13 protein-coding genes and 1 pseudogene are annotated in these 17145 nt (G+C 69.4%); 10 read left to right on the forward strand and 4 right to left on the reverse strand.

Going from position 1 to position 17145, the window contains the following annotated elements; genetic code table 11:
• From ACWDEW_RS30945 to ACWDEW_RS30955, 3 genes are all read left to right on the forward strand, one after another.
• Nucleotides 1-269 (forward strand): jacalin-like lectin (locus tag ACWDEW_RS30945; RefSeq protein ID WP_450517013.1); only part of this gene is annotated, 269 nt, incomplete at its 5' end.
• A 193-nt stretch (nucleotides 270-462) separates the two neighbouring features.
• Nucleotides 463-1851 carry a glycoside hydrolase family 43 protein gene (locus tag ACWDEW_RS30950; protein ID WP_450517015.1) on the forward strand — a complete coding sequence of 463 codons (1389 nt, stop codon included), beginning with the start codon at nucleotides 463-465 and terminating at the stop codon, nucleotides 1849-1851.
• A 14-nt stretch (nucleotides 1852-1865) separates the two neighbouring features.
• Nucleotides 1866-3863, forward strand: coding sequence for a ricin-type beta-trefoil lectin domain protein (locus ACWDEW_RS30955; RefSeq protein ID WP_450517017.1), 1998 nt, complete (start codon nucleotides 1866-1868; stop codon nucleotides 3861-3863).
• An 18-nt stretch (nucleotides 3864-3881) separates the two neighbouring features.
• On the opposite strand, the gene ACWDEW_RS30960 is transcribed toward ACWDEW_RS30955, so the two are convergent.
• A complete protein-coding gene (locus ACWDEW_RS30960) occupies nucleotides 3882-4202 on the reverse strand; it encodes a hypothetical protein (protein ID WP_450517019.1) in 321 nt (106 codons plus the stop codon).
• Between ACWDEW_RS30960 and ACWDEW_RS30965 the strand changes: the two are divergent.
• A pseudogene (locus ACWDEW_RS30965) lies at nucleotides 4167-5378 on the forward strand (beta-galactosidase); the annotation flags it as partial. The gene ACWDEW_RS30960 and the pseudogene ACWDEW_RS30965 sit on opposite strands and share 36 nt — an antisense overlap.
• 366 nt (nucleotides 5379-5744) lie before the next feature.
• Here ACWDEW_RS30965 and ACWDEW_RS30970 read toward each other — a convergent pair.
• Together ACWDEW_RS30970 and ACWDEW_RS30975 are read right to left on the reverse strand one after the other, a co-directional pair.
• Nucleotides 5745-6701 (reverse strand): alpha/beta hydrolase, encoded by a 957-nt coding sequence (locus tag ACWDEW_RS30970; RefSeq protein WP_450517021.1) that lies wholly within the window; start codon nucleotides 6699-6701, stop codon nucleotides 5745-5747.
• Nucleotides 6698-9016 (reverse strand): family 78 glycoside hydrolase catalytic domain, encoded by a 2319-nt coding sequence (locus tag ACWDEW_RS30975; RefSeq protein ID WP_450517022.1) that lies wholly within the window; start codon nucleotides 9014-9016, stop codon nucleotides 6698-6700. The genes ACWDEW_RS30970 and ACWDEW_RS30975 overlap by 4 nt, the downstream gene beginning before the upstream one ends.
• Nucleotides 9017-9602: 586 nt before the next feature.
• On the opposite strand from ACWDEW_RS30975, the gene ACWDEW_RS30980 reads away from it, so the two are divergent.
• Together ACWDEW_RS30980 and ACWDEW_RS30985 are read left to right on the forward strand one after the other, a co-directional pair.
• Complete coding sequence (locus tag ACWDEW_RS30980; protein WP_450517024.1) at nucleotides 9603-10247, forward strand: TetR/AcrR family transcriptional regulator; 645 nt, start codon at nucleotides 9603-9605, stop codon at nucleotides 10245-10247.
• A gap of 382 nt (nucleotides 10248-10629) precedes the next feature.
• Complete coding sequence (locus tag ACWDEW_RS30985) at nucleotides 10630-10965, forward strand: hypothetical protein (protein WP_450517026.1); 336 nt, start codon at nucleotides 10630-10632, stop codon at nucleotides 10963-10965.
• 267 nt (nucleotides 10966-11232) lie between these two features.
• On the opposite strand, the gene ACWDEW_RS30990 is transcribed toward ACWDEW_RS30985, so the two are convergent.
• The gene (locus ACWDEW_RS30990) at nucleotides 11233-12573 is read right to left on the reverse strand and encodes a mucin-1 (RefSeq protein WP_450517027.1); all 1341 of its coding nucleotides are present in this window, start codon (nucleotides 12571-12573) and stop codon (nucleotides 11233-11235) included.
• Nucleotides 12574-12754: 181 nt separating this feature from the next.
• Between ACWDEW_RS30990 and ACWDEW_RS30995 the strand changes: the two genes are divergently transcribed.
• The 4 genes from ACWDEW_RS30995 to ACWDEW_RS31010 all read left to right on the forward strand — a co-directional run bounded on the left by ACWDEW_RS30995 (nucleotide 12755) and on the right by ACWDEW_RS31010 (nucleotide 17141).
• Nucleotides 12755-13774 (forward strand): LacI family DNA-binding transcriptional regulator, encoded by a 1020-nt coding sequence (locus ACWDEW_RS30995; protein WP_450517029.1) that lies wholly within the window; start codon nucleotides 12755-12757, stop codon nucleotides 13772-13774.
• Nucleotides 13775-13858: 84 nt separating this feature from the next.
• Entirely contained in the window at nucleotides 13859-15202 is a 1344-nt protein-coding gene (locus tag ACWDEW_RS31000; RefSeq protein WP_450517031.1) for an ABC transporter substrate-binding protein, read from the forward strand.
• Between the two features lie 65 nt (nucleotides 15203-15267).
• Nucleotides 15268-16284, forward strand: coding sequence for a carbohydrate ABC transporter permease (locus ACWDEW_RS31005; RefSeq protein ID WP_450517033.1), 1017 nt, complete (start codon nucleotides 15268-15270; stop codon nucleotides 16282-16284).
• Between the two features lie 2 nt (nucleotides 16285-16286).
• Nucleotides 16287-17141, forward strand: a complete 855-nt coding sequence (locus tag ACWDEW_RS31010; protein ID WP_362984079.1) for a carbohydrate ABC transporter permease — start codon at nucleotides 16287-16289, stop codon at nucleotides 17139-17141.
• Nucleotides 17142-17145 lie beyond the last annotated feature (4 nt).

Genomic DNA, 17145 nt, shown 5'->3' on the forward strand with positions numbered 1-17145 from the left:
ACGGCGGCACCGGCGGCACCGCCTCCTCCCTGACACTGGGCACCGGCGAGTACGTCACCACCGCTCAGCTCTGCCAGGGCCAGAAGGGCGGCCACACACGGATCTTCTACGCCAAGTTCACCACCAACCTGGGCAACACCCTGGCCGGTGGCACCACCACCTCGGACTGCGTGACCCGCACCGCCCCCTCCGGCTGGCAGATCGCCGGCTTCCACGGACGCTCCGGCGACGAACTGGACAAGGTCGGCTTCATCTACACGAAGCGCTGACTTCGACGCCCCGGGGCGTCTCCACCTGACGCCCCGGGGTGCACAGGAATCACAAAGGACCGACAGCGCGATTGACGCGCACATGGCCAGGCTCTACTTTTCGACCGGCTCACCGAACCCCGTTCGATATAGCGACCGAATCTTCCTCGTGAATGTCGTCCTGAGGGCCCCGCACACCCCCCTTGGAGCACGCATGACCGCTCGTCCCCTCCCTTCCCGCCGCCACTTCCTCGGCATGGCCGCAGCCACCCCCCTGGCCGTGTCCGGCGCGCTGGCCCTCGGTGCCGGGACCGCCCATGCCGCCGGATCCGCGTACGCGATGTGCTACTTCACCGAGTCGACCAGCCTCGGCGAGGGAACCGACTACGGCCTGCACCTCGCCGTCAGCCAGGACTCGCTGAACTGGATGCCGCTCAACCAGAACAACCCCTTGGTCACGCCCACCGAAGGCGATCTCGGCCTGCGCGACCCGTTCATCCTGCGCAAGCAGGACGGCACCTTCGTCGTCCTCGCCACCGACCTCAAGGGCACGGACTGGAATTACGTCAGTCAGTACATCCACGTCTGGTACACCACGGACCTGCGCACCTTCACCGGCTACCACCGGCTGAAGCTGCACAGCATGAACACGCACTGCTGGGCACCCGAGGCCTTCTGGGACCCGGCGCGGGGCCAGTACGCGGTCATCTACTCCGCCGTCAACGACACTGGCCACAACGTCATCATGGTCAACTACACCAGCGACTTCCTCACCGCCTCCGACCCGCAGGTCTTCTTCGACCCGGGCTACGACGTCATCGACGGCGACATGGCCGTCGGCGCGGGCGGCGTCAACTACCTCTACTTCAAGAAGGACCAGACACTCGTCGGGGCGAGATCCACCTCCCTCGCCCCGGGCAGCTTCACGGAGTTCACCACCGGTGTCGCCCACGGCGGCACCGAGGCCCCGACCCTCGTCAGGTCCCAGACCTCCGGCACCTGGTATTTGTGGGGCGACACCTACACCCCCAACGGCGTCTTCTACGCCTGGCAGTCCACCGATCTCGCCTCGGGCACGTGGACCGCCCTCGACCAGAAGACCTACACCCAGCCCCTGAACTCCAAGCACTGCGGCATCACGGCCATCAGCACGACCGAGTACGACAGCCTCGTCGCCAAGTGGGGCACGCCCGACTGGAACCGTCTCAAGTCCTACAACTACCCGGCCCGTTACGTCCGCCACTCCAACTTCGTCGGCCGCATCGACGAATACCCCATCGACCCGCCCAGCGACTCCCAGTGGAAGCTGGTCCCCGGTCTCGCCGACTCCGCCGGGATCTCGTTCCAGTCGGTCAACTACCCGACCAGGTACCTCCGCCACTACGACTACCAGCTCCGACTCGACGTCAATGACGGCACGTCGACGTTCGCCGCGGACGCGACCTTCTACCGCACACCTGGACTGGCCGACGCGAGCTGGTCCTCGTTCCGGTCGTACAACAACCCGACCCGCTGCATCCGCCACGCGAACTACGTGCTGCGCATCGACCCGATCTCCACGACCACGGACCGGCAGGACGCGACCTTCCGCGTCGGCTACTGACCGAAGGAGCCTCCATGTCGTACACCCCCCGAAGATGGGCGAGGCGGCTGACCGCACGCATCCTCGTTCTCGCCCTCGGCCTGGCCGGTCTGACGGCCCTGGCAGGTCACGAACGGCCGGCCCCGCTGTCCGCCGAGCCGGCCGCCGTCAGCACCAGCCAGATCGGAGCAACCCCACCGCCCATGGGCTGGGCGTCGTGGAACAGTTTCGCCAGCAGCATCGACTTCGACGTCATCAAGCAGCAGACGGACGCGCTGGTCTCTTCCGGTATGTCGGCGGCCGGTTACCAGTACGTCAACCTCGACGACGGCTGGTGGCAGGGCGACCGCAACTCCGACGGCACCATCGCCGTCGACGCCGGCCTGTGGCCGAGCGGCATGAAGGCCGTCGCCGACTACATCCACAGCAAGGGCCTCAAGGCCGGCATCTACACCGACGCCGGCAAGAACGGCTGCGGCTATTACTACCCCACCACTCGCGCCGCCGCCCCCAACACCGGTATGGAGGGCCACTACCAGCAGGATCTGCAGACCTTCCAAAGCTGGGGCTTCGACTACGTCAAGATCGACTGGTGCGGCGGTCGGGTGGAGGGCCTCGACCAGGAGACGACGTACAAGGCCATCGCCGCAGCCAACCAGGCCGCCACCGCCGTCACCGGCCACAAGCTCGTGCTGTCCTTCTGCGAGTGGGGCAGCGGACTGCCGTGGAACTGGGCCACCGGCTACGGCGACCTGTGGCGCACCAGCACCGATGTCATCCTGTGGGGCCAGACCCCCACGACGGCCATGATGCTCACCAACTTCGACCGGGCACTGCACCCGGCCGCCCAGCACACCGGCTACTACGACGACCCCGACATGATGATGACCGGCATGAGCGGCCTGACCGCCGCCCAGAACCGGCTGCACATGGGCCTGTGGTCGATCCTGGGCGCCCCGCTGCTGGCCGGCAACAACCTGGCCACGATGAGCACCACCACCCGCGACATCCTCACCAACCGCGAGGTCGTCGCCATCGACCAGGACTCACGCGGACTGCAGGGCGTCAAGGTCGCCGAGGACACCCACAACCTTCAGGTGTACGGCAAGGTCCTGGCCGGCACGGGCAAGCGCGCCGTGCTCCTGCTCAACCGCACCGGCTCCGCCGCGTCCATGACGGTCCGCTGGGCCGACCTGGGCCTCACCTCGGCCGCCGCCTCCGTACGCGACGTGTGGAACGGCACCAACGCGGGCTCCTTCAGTACGAGTTACACCACCACCGTGCCGGCGGGAGACGCCGTCCTGCTCACCGTCTCCGGCACCGAGGCGTCCGGGGCCACGTACGAGGACACCACCACGGCCGCCACGCCCGCCTTCACCGGCGTGACCGCCTCCTCGGCCGGCACCAAGCTGATCGACGTCACCTACGCCAACGGCGGCAGCACAGACCGCCGGGCGACCATCCAGGTGGGCGGCCAGTACACGTACACGGTCTCCTTCCCGCCGACGGGCTCGTCGTCGACCTACCGGACCGTGTCCGTACTCGCTCACCTCGCCAAGGGCACGAACACCGTGCGCTTCGCGGCAGTTTCCGGCAGCACCGCGCCCGACATCGACGCCATCCGCGTCCAGAACATCCCCGGCACCGACGGCACCGCCCTGGTGGGCAGCGCCTCCGACCGCTGCGTGGACATCGAGAAGAACACCATCACCGACGCCACCCAGGCGGAGATCTGGGACTGCGCCGGCGGGCAGAACCAGACCTTCACGCACACCGCACGCGACGAACTCGTCGTCTACGGCAACAAGTGCCTGGACGCCGACGGCGAAGGCACCGCCAACGGAACCAAGGTCATCATCTGGGACTGCACCGGCGGCACCAACCAGAAGTGGACCATCCACTCCGACGGCACCGTCACCAACAACCTCTCGGGCCTCTGCCTGGACGCCTCGGAGGCGGCCACCGCCAACGGCACCGAACTGGGCCTGTGGACCTGCAACGGCCAGACCAACCAGCAGTGGACCCTCAACTGACCGACGGAGTGCCGCCGGTCAGAAAGCAGCGGACAGATCGAGCCGTACGGGTTCGTCGCGGTCGCAGCGCAGGCTGCCGTCGACGACCCGTGCGGCGGCGACCTGGAGAGAGGAGCGGCGGGTGGCGTAGGTGCCGTCGTCGTCGGTGACGGGGGCGACACGGCCCGGATGGGTGAAGTAGAAGACGTACGCCGTCCCGCCCTGGACCACCACGTCGGCGTGGAGGCCGATGGTCCCGTCGTCGGGGCGGCTGCCGGGCTTGTCGAGGATCAGTCCCCGGTGTTCCCAGGTGGTCAGGTCGGCTGGGCGCCGGAGCTGGACGTGGTGGCGAACGACCACTACACGATGTCCACCGACCCCGAACCGGAGATCGAGATCGCGCTGAGCGGCGATCTGACGCGGTCGCTGGCGGGCGGCCCCTGGTTCCTGATGGAGCACTCCACCGGCGCGCTGAACTGGCACACCGTCAACCGGCCCAAACGGCCCGGTGAGTTGCGCCGCAACGCCCTCGCGCACGTGGCCCACGGCGCGGACGGCATCGCGTTCTTCCAGTGGCGGGCGTCGAGGGTCGGCGCCGAGCAGTGGCACTCGGCGATGGTTCCGCACGCCGGTACCGACAGTCAGATCTGGCGGGACGTGGTCCGACTGGGCACCGACCTCAGGGCACTGGCCGAGGTGCGCGGCAGTACCGGCACGGCCGAGGTCGCCATCACCTGGGACTGGAACGCCCGTTGGGCTCTGGAATTCCCTGCCCAGCCCAACAGCGAGCTGCGCTACGTGGACCTGGTGCGCTCCTGGTACGACCCGCTGTGGCGGGCGGGCGTCGCCGTGGACTTCGTATGCCCGGACGCAGACCTGTCGCCGTACCGCCTGGTTCTGGTTCCGGGGCTGTACCTGGTCGACGACGAGGGCGCGGCGAACCTGGCTGGGTTCACTGAACGGGGCGGAACCCTCGTGGTCGGCTTCCACAGCGGAGCCGTCGACCAGAACTGCCATGTCCGGCTGGGAGGTTATCCCGGAGCGTTCCGCGAGGTGCTGGGCGTCAGTTCGGACGAGCACTTCCCGCTCCAACCCGGCGAGACGGTCGGATTCGGCGGGGGCGGTAGGGGCTCATTGTGGTCGGAACGCCTGCGCCTGGCGGGAGCGGAGGCGGTGACGGAGTACGCCGACGGGCTGCTGGCAGGCATACCCGCCGTGACCCGGAACACGTACGGAGAGGGCACGGCCTGGTACCTGACCACGTACCCGGACCCAGCACCCCTCACGTACCTCATCACCACGGTATACACAGAGGCCGGAGTGGAAACGGTCCGCATGGCACCGGAGGGCGTCGAGGCGGTGCGCCGCCGATCGCCGTCCGCGGACTACCTGTTCCTCATCGACCACTCGGGCCTCGGCGCGGAAGTGACGGTCGCCGAGGACGCGGTCGAACTCCTCACCGGCAGGGCGACGCCGGGCTCGGTGACGCTGGCACCGGGAGAAATCGCGGTGGTACGCGAGCCACGGCACGGCTGACGAGCGGGTCCGGTGTCGGGCGGCTGTCCGGGGACAACGGAAGCGACATCACTCGATCCGGCCTCGCTCGTGCGGTTCGACATCCGTGAAGGCCTCCGGGACCGACTCGGTCGACCATCGGCCACCAGTACGAGCAGCGCCGTTGCACGGCGGCCGGGTGGGCGAGGCATCGCTGTCTGGACACCCGTATCGACTCCGGCGACCGTGCGCCCCGAGATCTTCGGCCCGAGCCACAGGAGCGGCAATTCGCCGCGGACGGGGCCCTGAAGGCGCCGCAGTTGATTCCCTCGTCCTGCCGGTGCCGAGCGAGGAGCTCGTTGTCCCCGTCACTCGCCGGGCGCCATCGGATGTCGCCGGAGGTGCTGCTCAACGCGGGCGGTGAAGTCCTCGGCGGAGGCCGGCGATCACGTCCGTGTTCATCCGGGTGGCCACGGTGGCCTGGCTGCCCTGGTTGGCACCGTGGAACGTGCCGGGGTACACGTGCAGTTCGGTGAGCACGGCAGCCTGCGCGAGCCGTTGAGCGTAGGCAATGGCCTCGTCCCTCAGCGGGTCGAACTGGGCGGCGCCGACGAACGCGGGCGGCAGTCCGGACAGGTTCTCGGCGCGGGCGGGCGCCGCGTAGGAGGACACGCCGTCCCCTCCCCGCACGCCCTCTCCGAGAAAGTGGTCCCAGCTGAGTTGGGCGTCGGGCCTGCTCCAGCCCGGGGTGTCGGTGTACGCGCGCATCGACTCGGTGAGCAGGCGGTCGTCGAGCACGGGGGTGAGCAGGCACTGGAAACAGAGGTCCGGGCCGCCCCGGTCCCGGGCGAGGAGGGTCAGCGCGGCGGCCAGGGCCCCGCCCGCGCTCTCCCCGAAGACCCCGATCCGGTGCACGTCGATGCCGAGACCGGCCGCGTTCTTGGCGAGCCACTCCAGGGCGGCGTAGCAGTCCTCGATCGCGGCGGGGTAAGGGTGCTCGGGCGCGAGACGGTAGTCCACCAGCACGACGGCCGCTCCCGTCTCCGCTGCCATGCGGCGGGCGTCGGCGTCCGAGGTGGCGATCCCACCGAGGACGAATCCGCCACCGTGGAGGTACAGCAGTCCCGGGACTTCGTCCTGGCCCGCGGGACGGTGGATGCGCACCGCGACGGGCGGCGCGTCCGCGGGCCCGGGTACCAGTTCGTCCTGGATGGTCAGCGGCACGGTCGGCTCGTACGGGGGCTGGTAGACCAGCCCTCGGATCATGCCGGCGCGAGCGGCCTCGTGGTCGGCGAAGTCGAACAGGGCGACCAACTCCAGTCGCGGCGCGAGTTCGGGGTCTATGGGGTAGGACGGGTCGGTCATCGGAGGTCCTCTGCGGTGGTGGGCCAGGGGGTGCGGAAGGTGTGACCGCCGGGGCCGGCCTCGACGGACGCACTGCCCGGCAGCTCCACGGTGGCTGTGGCGCCGTCCGGGACCAGGATGTCCAGCCGCAGTTCACCGTTCGCGATCCGCCAGGCGGACTCCGCACGGCCGTACGGCGTCTCGTGTGCCGCGTCGGCCCAGGTGATGCCGCCCCCGGGGAGTGGGCGGAACCGGATCCGGCGGTAGCCGGGCTCGGCGGGTGCCAGGCCGGCGACAGTGCGGTGGAGCCAGTCGGCGACTGCCCCGTAGGAGTAGTGGTTGAGGGAGTTCAGGGGCGAGGAGTTGAGACTGCCGTCGGGGAGTACGGCGTCCCAGCGTTCCCAGATCGTGGTGGCGCCACTGTCCACCTGGTACAGCCAGGAGGGGCACTCGCGTTGGGTGAGAAGCCGGTAGGCAGTATCGACGTGACCGGTGTCGGTGAGGGCGTCGCAGATCAGCGGGGTGCCGAGGAAGCCGGTGCCGATGCGGTGGCCGCGTGCGGCGACCAGCGTGGCCAACTGCGCACCGGCTCGCGCGCGTTCGGCGGCGTCGTCGATCAGCCGGAAGCACAGCGCCAACGCGTACGCGGTCTGGGTCTCCTCGTGGAGCAGGCCGCCGCCGCGATGGAAACGCTCCCGGAACGCCTCGCGCACCGCGTCGGCCAGCGCGTGATAGCGCACGGCGTCGTCCTTCTCCTCCAGCACCTCCGCGGCACGGGCCAGCAGCCGGGCCGAGTGCGCGAAGTAGGCGGTGGCGACCAGCGGTCCGGAAGTGCTCGACTTCGGGGGCATCGACGGTGGCGCGGTCGGGTCGAGCCAGTCGCCGAACTGGAAGCCCTCGCCCCACACATGAGCCGGTCCGGCGACCGCGTCGACGCTGTCGACCCAGCCGCGCATGGACGGGTACTGGACACGGAGCACCTCGGTGTCGCCGTACCGCTCGTACAGGGTCCACGGGACGACGACGGTCGCATCGCCCCAGCCGGCCATGGGACGGTTGCCGCTCGGTGGAGGGGCGCTCTGGAAGCGCAGCGGGACCGCGGGGCTCATCACCGGCGGCACACCGCCCTCGTCCGCGGCCTGTTCGGCGGCCAGGTCCCGCAGCCAGGAGGCGAGGAAGTCCCGGACGTCGTACAGAAAGGCGGCGGTGGGGGCGAAGACCTGGGCGTCGCCGGTCCAGCCCAGACGCTCGTCGCGCTGCGGGCAGTCGGTGGGCACGTCGAGGAAGTTGCCGCGCATGCTCCACACGACGTTCTCGTGCAGCCGCTCCAGGGAGGGGTCGGAGCAGGCGAACCAGCCGGTGCGGCGCAGGTCGCTGTGCAGGACCACGGCGGCGATGTCCCCGGGTCCCAACTCACCTGGCCAGCCTTCGAGTTCGGCGTAACGGAAGCCGTGGAAGGTGAAGCGGGGCTCCCACTCCTCCGCCTCCGCGTCGCCCCGCAGGACATAGCGGTCGGTGGCCTCGGCACCCCCCAGCGAGCGGGCGGAGGGCGTCCCCTTCTCCAGGACCTCCACGTGGCGCAGCGTGGCGGTGTGGCCGGCCTCGCCACGGACGCGGATGCGCAGCCGGCCGACCAGGTTCTGCCCGAAGTCGACCACGATGCGCCCCTGGCCGTTCCTGCTCACGCAGACCGGTCCGAACTCCTCGACCCGGCGAACCGGCGGACTGTCGGCGGGGAAGAGAACGGACGGATCGAAGCCGCCGAGGATCTGCACCGGCGGCCACGCGGAGTCGTCGAATCCCGGTGCGCTCCAACCGGGCTGTTCGAGGCGGGCGTCGTACGTCTCGCCCTCGTACAGCCCGGTCACGACGATCGGTCCGCTGCCGGCATGCCAGCCGGGTCCGGTGATGACGGTCTGGGTGGTGCCGTCGGCATAGGTGATGTGGAGTTCCGCGAGCAGGCCGGTGCGCGAGCCGTACAGGTCGCGGGTGCCTCCGTTGAAGCCGAGCAGCCCCCGGTACCAGCCGTCGGCCAGGTGGGCGCCCCAGGCGTTGGGGCCCGGCCGCAGCAGCCCGGTGACATCGAACGTCTGGTAGCGGTGCCGATGGTGATAGCTGGTCCAGCCGGGGGGAAGCACAACATCGCCCACGACCGTGCCGTTCAGCTCCGTCTCGTACACGCCCAGGGCCGTGATCAACATGCGGGCACCGCGCACCGGTCCGCGAACGGTGAAATCGGTGCGCAGCAATATGCCGGGTCCAGGTGAATCGGAGGCGGCGGCCGAGGCAGCCGACGGGGCAGCGATCACCTGTGCGGTCCAGTGGTGGTGGGACATGTCGACTTCCCGGCGAGGGCCCCTGTCTCTTTCCTCAAGGGGCGGGTTGTTTGTTCTGTCGTCGTTCGGGTGGATCGGAGGCAGTGGGTGGCCGTCCGGTACGCCGCGCAGATGGTGTCCGTGCGGCCGCTGTGGAGGACGGTGGTGCTCGGTGAGCCGAGAAGGCTCAGTGTGCGGCGCGCACCGCGAAGAACAGGGCACTGAACTGGTCTGGGAGGAGGACCTGTGAACCGCTGACCTGCCCCGGTTCGTCGGCAGAGGTGCCGTCGAGTGCGGAGCAGCAGGCCGGCGCTGCGGTGGCTCGCAGACCAGTCCCCGGCCTTGAGAGGGGCGGCCTCCGAGGCCCTGGAGAAACGTGATGATCAAGCAGAACGGCCTCGGGGGCGGGACGGGCGATCTGTCCTGAAACTCCGGCGGCGCACCTGGCCCATGTGCGTCCTCGCTCTCTCATGGCGACGGTGCCGCGAAGGGCGGGTGTGTTACCCGACTCGACCGGAATCACCCGTCGGTCCGGTCGCCGGCCGGGTCAGCGTAGGCCGTAAAAACCATCAGGGCAATGGTTTTTACGGCTGGATACGATACCGCCATGCCGAGGCAGAGAAGAACCGGAAGCTACGCAGTGGGCCGTGCCCGGCAGGAGGCCATCCTGGACACCGCCACCGAGCGCTTCGCCCAGACCGGCTATCACCGCACGTCGATGGGCCAGATCGCTGCGGACGTCGGCCTCAGCGAGCCCGGACTGCGGCATCACTTCCCCACCAAGAAGCACCTGCTCGTCGCGGTCGCCGACCGCCGCTTCAAGCTGCTCGCCACCTGGGCCGGGGAAGCGCCCCGCCCCGACGACGGCAGCCGCCCTTTCCGCGTGATGCTCAACATCACTGAGCGCATGGTCACCCAACCGGGACTCATCGAACTGTTCGTCCTGATGTCGGCCGAGGCCGCCGGCCCCGCCAGCCGCGCCCACGACCTGTACGCCACGCACTACGACCAAGTCGTGCGGGCGATCGCGGGAGAGTTCCGCCGCACCGCCGAACAGGGCTTCCTCAGAGTCGACATCGACTATGAGGCAGTCGCCCGGCGCTACATCGCCATGAGCGACGGACTGCAGCTCCAGTGGGTACTCAGCGGTGGCGGCCTCGACCTCGTCGGACTCATGCGCGGCTATCTCGAGCAGCTCGCTCTCGCCTTGCAGGCCTCGCCCGGCCCTGTCGATTTGGCTCCTGCCGACTGAAGCCACCCTGACCGGCTCGACCCTCTGGGGTGTCCGGGCGGGAATGAGCGGCCGCCGATCCGGACCATGGCTCGTACGAGGTGGTCGGGCACGGACACCGCCACCACGACCACGGTCACGATCAGGACGAGCACGTCGGTGACGCTGCCCGCTTGCGGGTGCCGCTCACCGAAGTGCAGGCAGAGCACCTTCCAAGTCCTCGCCGAGTCGTCGTGCCCGTGCGGGGAAGGGCGGTGGTACCAGTTCGGTCACGCGACGCGCGACCGTCCTCACGAGGACCGTGCGGGAGCGTTGCCCTCTGCGGTCCTGAGCGCGGGTCGCGCAGTCCGCCGAGGGAGTGTAAATCCAACGGCGGATCCGACGATCACGGGAGGGACGTCAAGTGACTGACACCGCCGTGGAGTTGGAGACCGTGGAGCCTGTCGGGAGTGCCCCGTCCGGGCAGCCGGCGTCCGTGTCTGACGAGCAACTGGTCGCGATGCCGGTGGAACGGGCCCGGCCGGAGGGACTGCCGCTGAGCGGACTACCGTCCAGGGACAGCCCTGTCACCGAACGGGATGTCACCTTGCTGATGGCCGGCCGTATGGTCAGGAGTCGGCTGGGCACGTCCGCCTCGATGCCGGGCAGGGCCTGGGGCAGGGTGATGGATGCGGCGGCGGACCATGCCTCCGGGCGGCAGGAGACCGGGTACGGCGCGGGGCGGCGGGTCGAGGAGTGAGGTGTGCGGCGAACGGCTCGGGGAGCCGGAAGTCGAAGGCAGGTGCCGCTTCCCTGAGCCGCTCCGCGAGACGAGCGGCGTGGCCGGGGAAGCCGGCGCGCACCGGGCCGTGTGCGGCGACGGCGGTGCCGTGGGCCCAGACGCTTCCGGCGTGGTAGCCGATGCAACCGGCGTCGGCGTCGAGAACCTTCGGCCTTCCGTCCGGGGTGGCGGCGCGTGCGGGACTCGGTCGTGGAAGCGGCCCGTGAGCGGGTTCCCGCGCGTCACTCAAGGTCCGGGCCAGACGGACGAGGCGTCGTCGCGGTGGGGGGCGGGCAGCCGGATCGGGCGTACCGGGATCGTACGGCGGTGCTCTTCGGTGACGGCTGTCCACGGGGCGGGGTTCCCGGAGTAGGACAGGGCCGTGAGGGCGAAGACGTTGTCGGCGTAGACCTCGACGTATTCGCCGATGGTGAGGATGCGCAGGGTGGTGGCGGGTTCGGTCAGGACGGTCTCGCCGAGGCGGTTGCCGTCGGGGCCGGTGATCCAGAGGTTCTTGCCGTCGCAGCCGAGGGCGAGGGCCGGTCGGGCACCGTCCGTGGTGTCGGTGCGCAGGGTGATCTCGACGGGCCCGGCGATGCCGATGTCGCCGACCGCGTGCAGGGCGGGGCGGTCCGTCTCCTCGCCGAGCCAGCTCTCCAGGCCGGGCCACCATTCCAGGCGGGGTGCGGAATCGCCCTGTACGACAAGGGACTTGGGCTGGGCGAGCATGCCCCGACAGCGCTCCCCGGTGTCGGTGAGGCCGACCTGGCGGGGGGTGGTGTGCAACACGACTCGGGAACCGTCGGGGGCGGAGACGACGCGTGGGGCGTAGGAGCCGGTCGGCCCGAGAGGGCCGCGGCGGGTCCAGGGGCCGCGCAACCGGGGGGCCGTCCACGACTCGAAGCCACGGGTCGCGCCGATGGAGCCGATCAGCAGCCAGCTTCCGTCATCAAGGCGCTCCAGGACCGGGCACTCCAGCTCGTCGACGTCGCCGGGTGAGACGAGCGGCGGGTGGACGGTCCAGTGCTCCAGGTCGTCGGAGATGGCCCAGGCGACGCAACCGCCGGCCTCTACGGGCAGGGAGGCGTCGTTGGCGCAGACGACCATCACCCAACCGTCCCTCTCGTCGTCGCGTACGACGAAGGGGTCGCGCCAGCCCATCTGCTCCCCAGTGCGGTACCAGCGCGGGTCCGCCTCGACGACAGGTCCGGTGCCGTGGCGCCGCCAACCGGTGCCGTCGGTGCGGTCGGAGAACGCGAGGCCGACGGACTGGAGTGGCCAGCCGCCCGGCGTCAGTCCGCTCACGCCGGTGTAGAACATCGCCATTCCGTCGCCGTGCCGGATCGGGTGCATGGTCCACACCGCCTGGTGGTCGAAGCGGCCGGGCAGGCCGACCCCGAACGCGGGCCCCTGCGGCTGCCAGCCCACCAGATCCGTGGAGGTGGCCCGGCCGAAAGAGGTCTCCATCCGCAGGTGGTCGAACGCGGCCGTCCAGGGCCCCTGCAGATGCAGCACCGCGTACGTGCCGTCCTCGTCCCGGAGCAGGGCGAAGTCGTTCAGGCAGAGGCCGGGTGGGGCGTATCGCATGGGCAGTTCCTGTCGGCTCACAGCGCCCAAACGCATGCGCTGTCCATCGATCAAAACGGACTCATTTTGAGATCGGCCCAAGTAAATATGAACGCAAACGCTTGCGCAACAAGGTGGGCAGGTTTACGGTCGCGTCACCCACAGATCACACCGACGTGAAATCAACGGGAGGAACTGAGCCGTGACGGCCAGCATCAACGACGTCGCCCGCGAGGCCGGCGTCTCCGCGTCCACCGTGTCCCGCGCCCTGCGCGGTCGCCCGGGCGTCTCCGACGGGGTGCGGGACCAGATCAAGGCCGTCGCCGCCCGGCTCGGTTACACCGCCTCCCGCTCCGCCTCCAGCCTGGCCAGCGGCCGGACCTGCACCATCGGCGTGCTGGTCCCGTACGTGGGCCGCTGGTTCTTCGGCACGGTGCTGGACTCCGCCGAGAAGGTGTTCAGCGCCGCCGGGTACGACGTACTGCTGTACAACCTGGGCTCGCCGGAGACACGCAAGCGTTTCTTCACCAGGCTGCCGATCCGCAAGCGGGTGGACGCGGTGCTGTCGCTCCTCATCCCCGACGAGGAGGAGTCGGCCGCGCTGCGCTCACTGGGGGTGCCGCTGGCCACCACGGTCGGCGGCGCCCGGCCCGGCTTCACCGTCGTGGGCATCGACGACCGGGCGGGCACCGAAATCGCCGTACGACACCTGGTGAACCTCGGCCACCGCCGCATCGGCATGATCTCGGGGTCCAGCGGACCGCTGCACTGGACCACCCCCATCGAGCGCCGCAACGCCTATCTGGACGTCCTGGCCGACGCCGGGATAGAGCACGATCCGGCCATGGAGGCGGACGGTGACTACACCGTCGACGGCGGCGAGCGGGCGATGACCGAACTGCTGGCCGCCTCCCGTCCGCCGACGGCCGTGTACGCGCAGTCCGACGAGATGGCGATGGGCGCCCTGCGCGCCCTGCGCCGCCACCGGCTCAGGGCACCGGACGACGTGTCCGTCGTCGGCTTCGACGACCACGAACTCTCCGACGTGGTCGGCCTGACCACCGTCGCCCAGCCGGTCGCCGAGCAGGGCGCGGAGGCCGCCCGGCTGCTGCTGCGCCAGCTCGACGAGCCCGAAGCCGAATCCCCGGGACACGTCCAGATGCCCACCCGCCTCGTCCTGCGCGAGACCACCGCCCCGCCCCGTCCGCGCGGACCGCAGTAGCCCTCTTTTTTGAGCCCCACTCCCCCACGCCTCGAAAAGCACTCCCGCACCACGAACCCTCGCCACAGCACGGAGGCACACACCATGAGCTCGACCAGCAGAAAGTACCGCCGCACAGCCTGTACGGGCCTGGCTCTCTCCCTGCCCCTGGCGGCACTGGCCGCCTGCGGCGGGGGCGGCGGCACCGGCGCCTCCGCGGAGGCGGGCAGCGGCAAGGGCACCATCAGTGTCTGGGCCCACCAGGGCCAGAAAAGCGAGGACGCCGCGCTGCAGGCCGCGGTGAAGTCCTTCAACTCCTCGCAGAGCAAGATCAAGGTCAAGCTGACGCTGCTGCCCGCCAACGACTACACGAAGACGATCACCACCACTGACGCGTCCAAGTTGCCGGACGTGATGGAGTTCGACGGCCCGACCATGGCGAACTTCGTCTACAACAAGAAGCTCGCCCCTCTCGACGGCTACGTCTCCACCAAGACGATGGCCAACGCCACCGACGCCAGCAAGGCCCAGGGCGAGATCGACGACAAGCACTACGGCCTGGGCATGTACGACTCCGGCCTGGGGATCTACGGCAACAAGAAGCTACTGGACGCGGCAGGGGTGAAGTACCCGACGAGCCTGGACGACGCCTGGACGGCGGACGAGTTCACAGCCGCGCTCAAGGCGCTGAAGGCCAAGGACTCCGACGGCAAGACCCTCGACGTCCAGGAGAACAACGGGTTCGCCACGGAGTGGGGCACCTACGGCTTCGCCCCGATCGTCTGGTCGGCCGGCGGCTCGCTGCTCAAGGACGGCAAGGCGGAAGGCGTCCTCGACTCGTCGAAGGTCGTGTCGGCACTGAAGACCTTCCAGTCCTGGAAGACGTACGTCGATCCCAACACCGACGGCAACGCCTTCGCGAAGGGCCGGGTCGCCCTGAGCTGGGTCGGCCACTGGATGTACCCCACCTACAGCAAGGCCCTCGGCGACAACCTCGTCGTGCTGCCGCTGCCCGACTTCGGCAACGGCCCCAAGACCGGCCAGGGCTCCTGGGCGTGGGGCATCGGCGCCGACAGCAAGAACGCCAAGGCCGCCGGCACGTTCATGGACTACCTCCTCGACGACACCAACGTCACCGCGATGACGACGGCCAACGGCGCCCCGCCCGCCACCAAGACGGCACTCGCCGCGAGCTCCCTGTACAAGCAGGGCGGCCCTCTCCAGCTCTTCGCCGACCAGCTTGCCAAGCCGTGCGGCGACAGCGACATCAGCAAGTCCTGCGTCGCCGTCACCCGCCCGGTGACCGCCGGATACCCCACCGTCACCGCGAAGTTCAGCGAGGCCCTCAACTCGGTCTACGGCGGCGCCGACCCGAAGACCGCCCTGGCCAAGGCCGCCCGCGCCATCGACCAGGACTTCTCCGACAACGCCGGTTACAAGATCCCGTAGGACCATCGGCCGGGGGTGGGCCCGCTCGTGCCACGCCCGCCCCCGGCCGGGAACAGGACCATCCCGTGACATCCGTCGATCCGGCGCACCCCGCGCCCAACGCCCGGGAGAAGGCCCCACCCGTGACCGCCGCCAAGCCCGCGCGAGAAGCGCGTCCGGCGCGCTCCGTGCGCCCTGCGCGCAAGAACCGCGACTGGTTGCACGGACTGCTGATGTCCACGCCCGCCGTGGCGGGACTCATCGCATTCGTCGGCATCCCGTTCGGCTACGCCGTCGTCCTCTCCTTCTACAACGTCCGCCTCGGCTCCCCGCTCGCACCGTCCTTCTTCGGCCTGGAGCAGTACCGGCGGCTGTTCACCGACCCCGACCTGTCCGGCCCCTTCCTGCGGGCCCTGCTGAACAACCTGACCTTCGCCGTGGTCGTCGTACCGGTACAGACTGCTCTGGCGCTCGGCCTCGCGATCCTGCTCAACCGCAAGCTGAAGGCGATCGGACTGTTCCGGTCCTTCTTCTTCATGCCGGTGGTCTTCCCGATGGCGCTGGTCGCCGTGATCTGGCGGCTCATCCTCGCCCGCAGCGACCAGGGCATGCTCAACTCGGCGCTGCACGCGGTGAGTTTCGGCAACTGGGGCGCCTTCGACTGGCTCGGCGACTCCGCCACCGCGATGGCCTCGATCATCGTGCTGTCCATCTGGCAGGGCGTCGGCTTCCAGATGGTCATCCTGCTCGCCGGCCTCCAGCAGATCCCGGGCGAGCTCTACGAAGCCGCCGAACTCGACCGGGCCTCCCGCCGGCAGCAGTTCCGCCACGTCACCCTGCCCGGCATCCGCGGCACGCTCGTCTTCGTCGTCATGCTCACCTCGGTGCTGTCCTTCCGGGTCTTCGACCAGGTCTACGTCCTCATCCGCGGCGGCGGCCTCAACGAGGACGCCACCCGCACCGTGATGTACCAGGCCGTCACCACCGCCTTCGACCAGAACAACATCGGCCAGGCGTCCGCGATCACCGTCGTCTTCTTCCTGATCGTCGTCGCCCTGACCATCGTCCAGCGCCGTGTCGTCCGGCCCGACAACGAGGACTGACCATGAGCACCAACACGGGCCTCACCCGCACACCCCTGCGCCGGTTCCTCGACTACGCCGTCCTGTCCGTCCTGGCGTTCATCTTCGTGCTGCCGGTCCTCTACCTGCTGGTCGGCAGCCTCAAGCCGTCCGACCAAGTACTCAACGGCCTGGCCGGCTTCCTGCCCACCCACCTGTCCCTCGACAACTACACGGCCGTCCTCGACAGTCTCAACTCCGACAGCACCGGCTACTTCTGGCGGTTCATGGGCGTCTCGGTGACGCTGGCCTTCGTGGTGGTGACGGGCGGCCTGTTCGTCAACTCGATGGCGGCGTACGGACTTTCACGGCTGAAGTGGCGCGGCCGGAACGCCGTCTTCACCCTCGTCCTGCTGCTGATGCTGGTCCCGTTCGAGTCAGTGGCCGTACCGCTTTTCTACATGTTCAACGACCAGCGCAACACGCTCTACATCCTGGCGCTCCCGTTCATCGCCAACGCCTTCTCGGTCTACCAGTTCCACACCTTCTTCCGCTCGATCCCGCCGAGCATCGAGGAAGCCGCCCGCATCGACGGCGCGGGCCCCTGGCGCACCTTCTTCGCGATCGTCGTCCCCATGTCGAAGCCGGCCTTCGCATCCGTCGCGATCCTGACCTTCCTCACCCAGTGGGGCTCGTTCCTCTGGCCGGTCCTGATGGTCTCCGACCCCTCGGTACGCCCCCTTCCCCTGGAGATGAGTGTCTTCCAGGCCCAACTGCCCCCCGACTACGGCCAGACGCTCGCCTTCGGCGTCCTGCTCGTCCTGCCCGTCCTGATCGTCTTCGCCTTCTTCCAGAGGTGGTTCGTCCAGGGCGTCGCCAGCTCCGCCGTCAAGGGCTGAGGAT

The organism is Streptomyces sp. NPDC001100 (genome assembly GCF_053598575.1).

Coding starts and splice junctions, on each gene's coding strand:
- ACWDEW_RS30950 (WP_450517015.1), top strand. CDS start 463: ATGACCGCTCGTCCCCTCCCTTCCCGCCGCCACTTCCTCGGCATGGCC.
- ACWDEW_RS30955 (WP_450517017.1), top strand. CDS start 1,866: ATGTCGTACACCCCCCGAAGATGGGCGAGGCGGCTGACCGCACGCATC.
- ACWDEW_RS30970 (WP_450517021.1), bottom strand. CDS start 6,701: ATGACCGACCCGTCCTACCCCATAGACCCCGAACTCGCGCCGCGACTG.
- ACWDEW_RS30975 (WP_450517022.1), bottom strand. CDS start 9,016: ATGTCCCACCACCACTGGACCGCACAGGTGATCGCTGCCCCGTCGGCT.
- ACWDEW_RS30980 (WP_450517024.1), top strand. CDS start 9,603: ATGCCGAGGCAGAGAAGAACCGGAAGCTACGCAGTGGGCCGTGCCCGG.
- ACWDEW_RS30990 (WP_450517027.1), bottom strand. CDS start 12,573: ATGCGATACGCCCCACCCGGCCTCTGCCTGAACGACTTCGCCCTGCTC.
- ACWDEW_RS31000 (WP_450517031.1), top strand. CDS start 13,859: ATGAGCTCGACCAGCAGAAAGTACCGCCGCACAGCCTGTACGGGCCTG.
- ACWDEW_RS31010 (WP_362984079.1), top strand. CDS start 16,287: ATGAGCACCAACACGGGCCTCACCCGCACACCCCTGCGCCGGTTCCTC.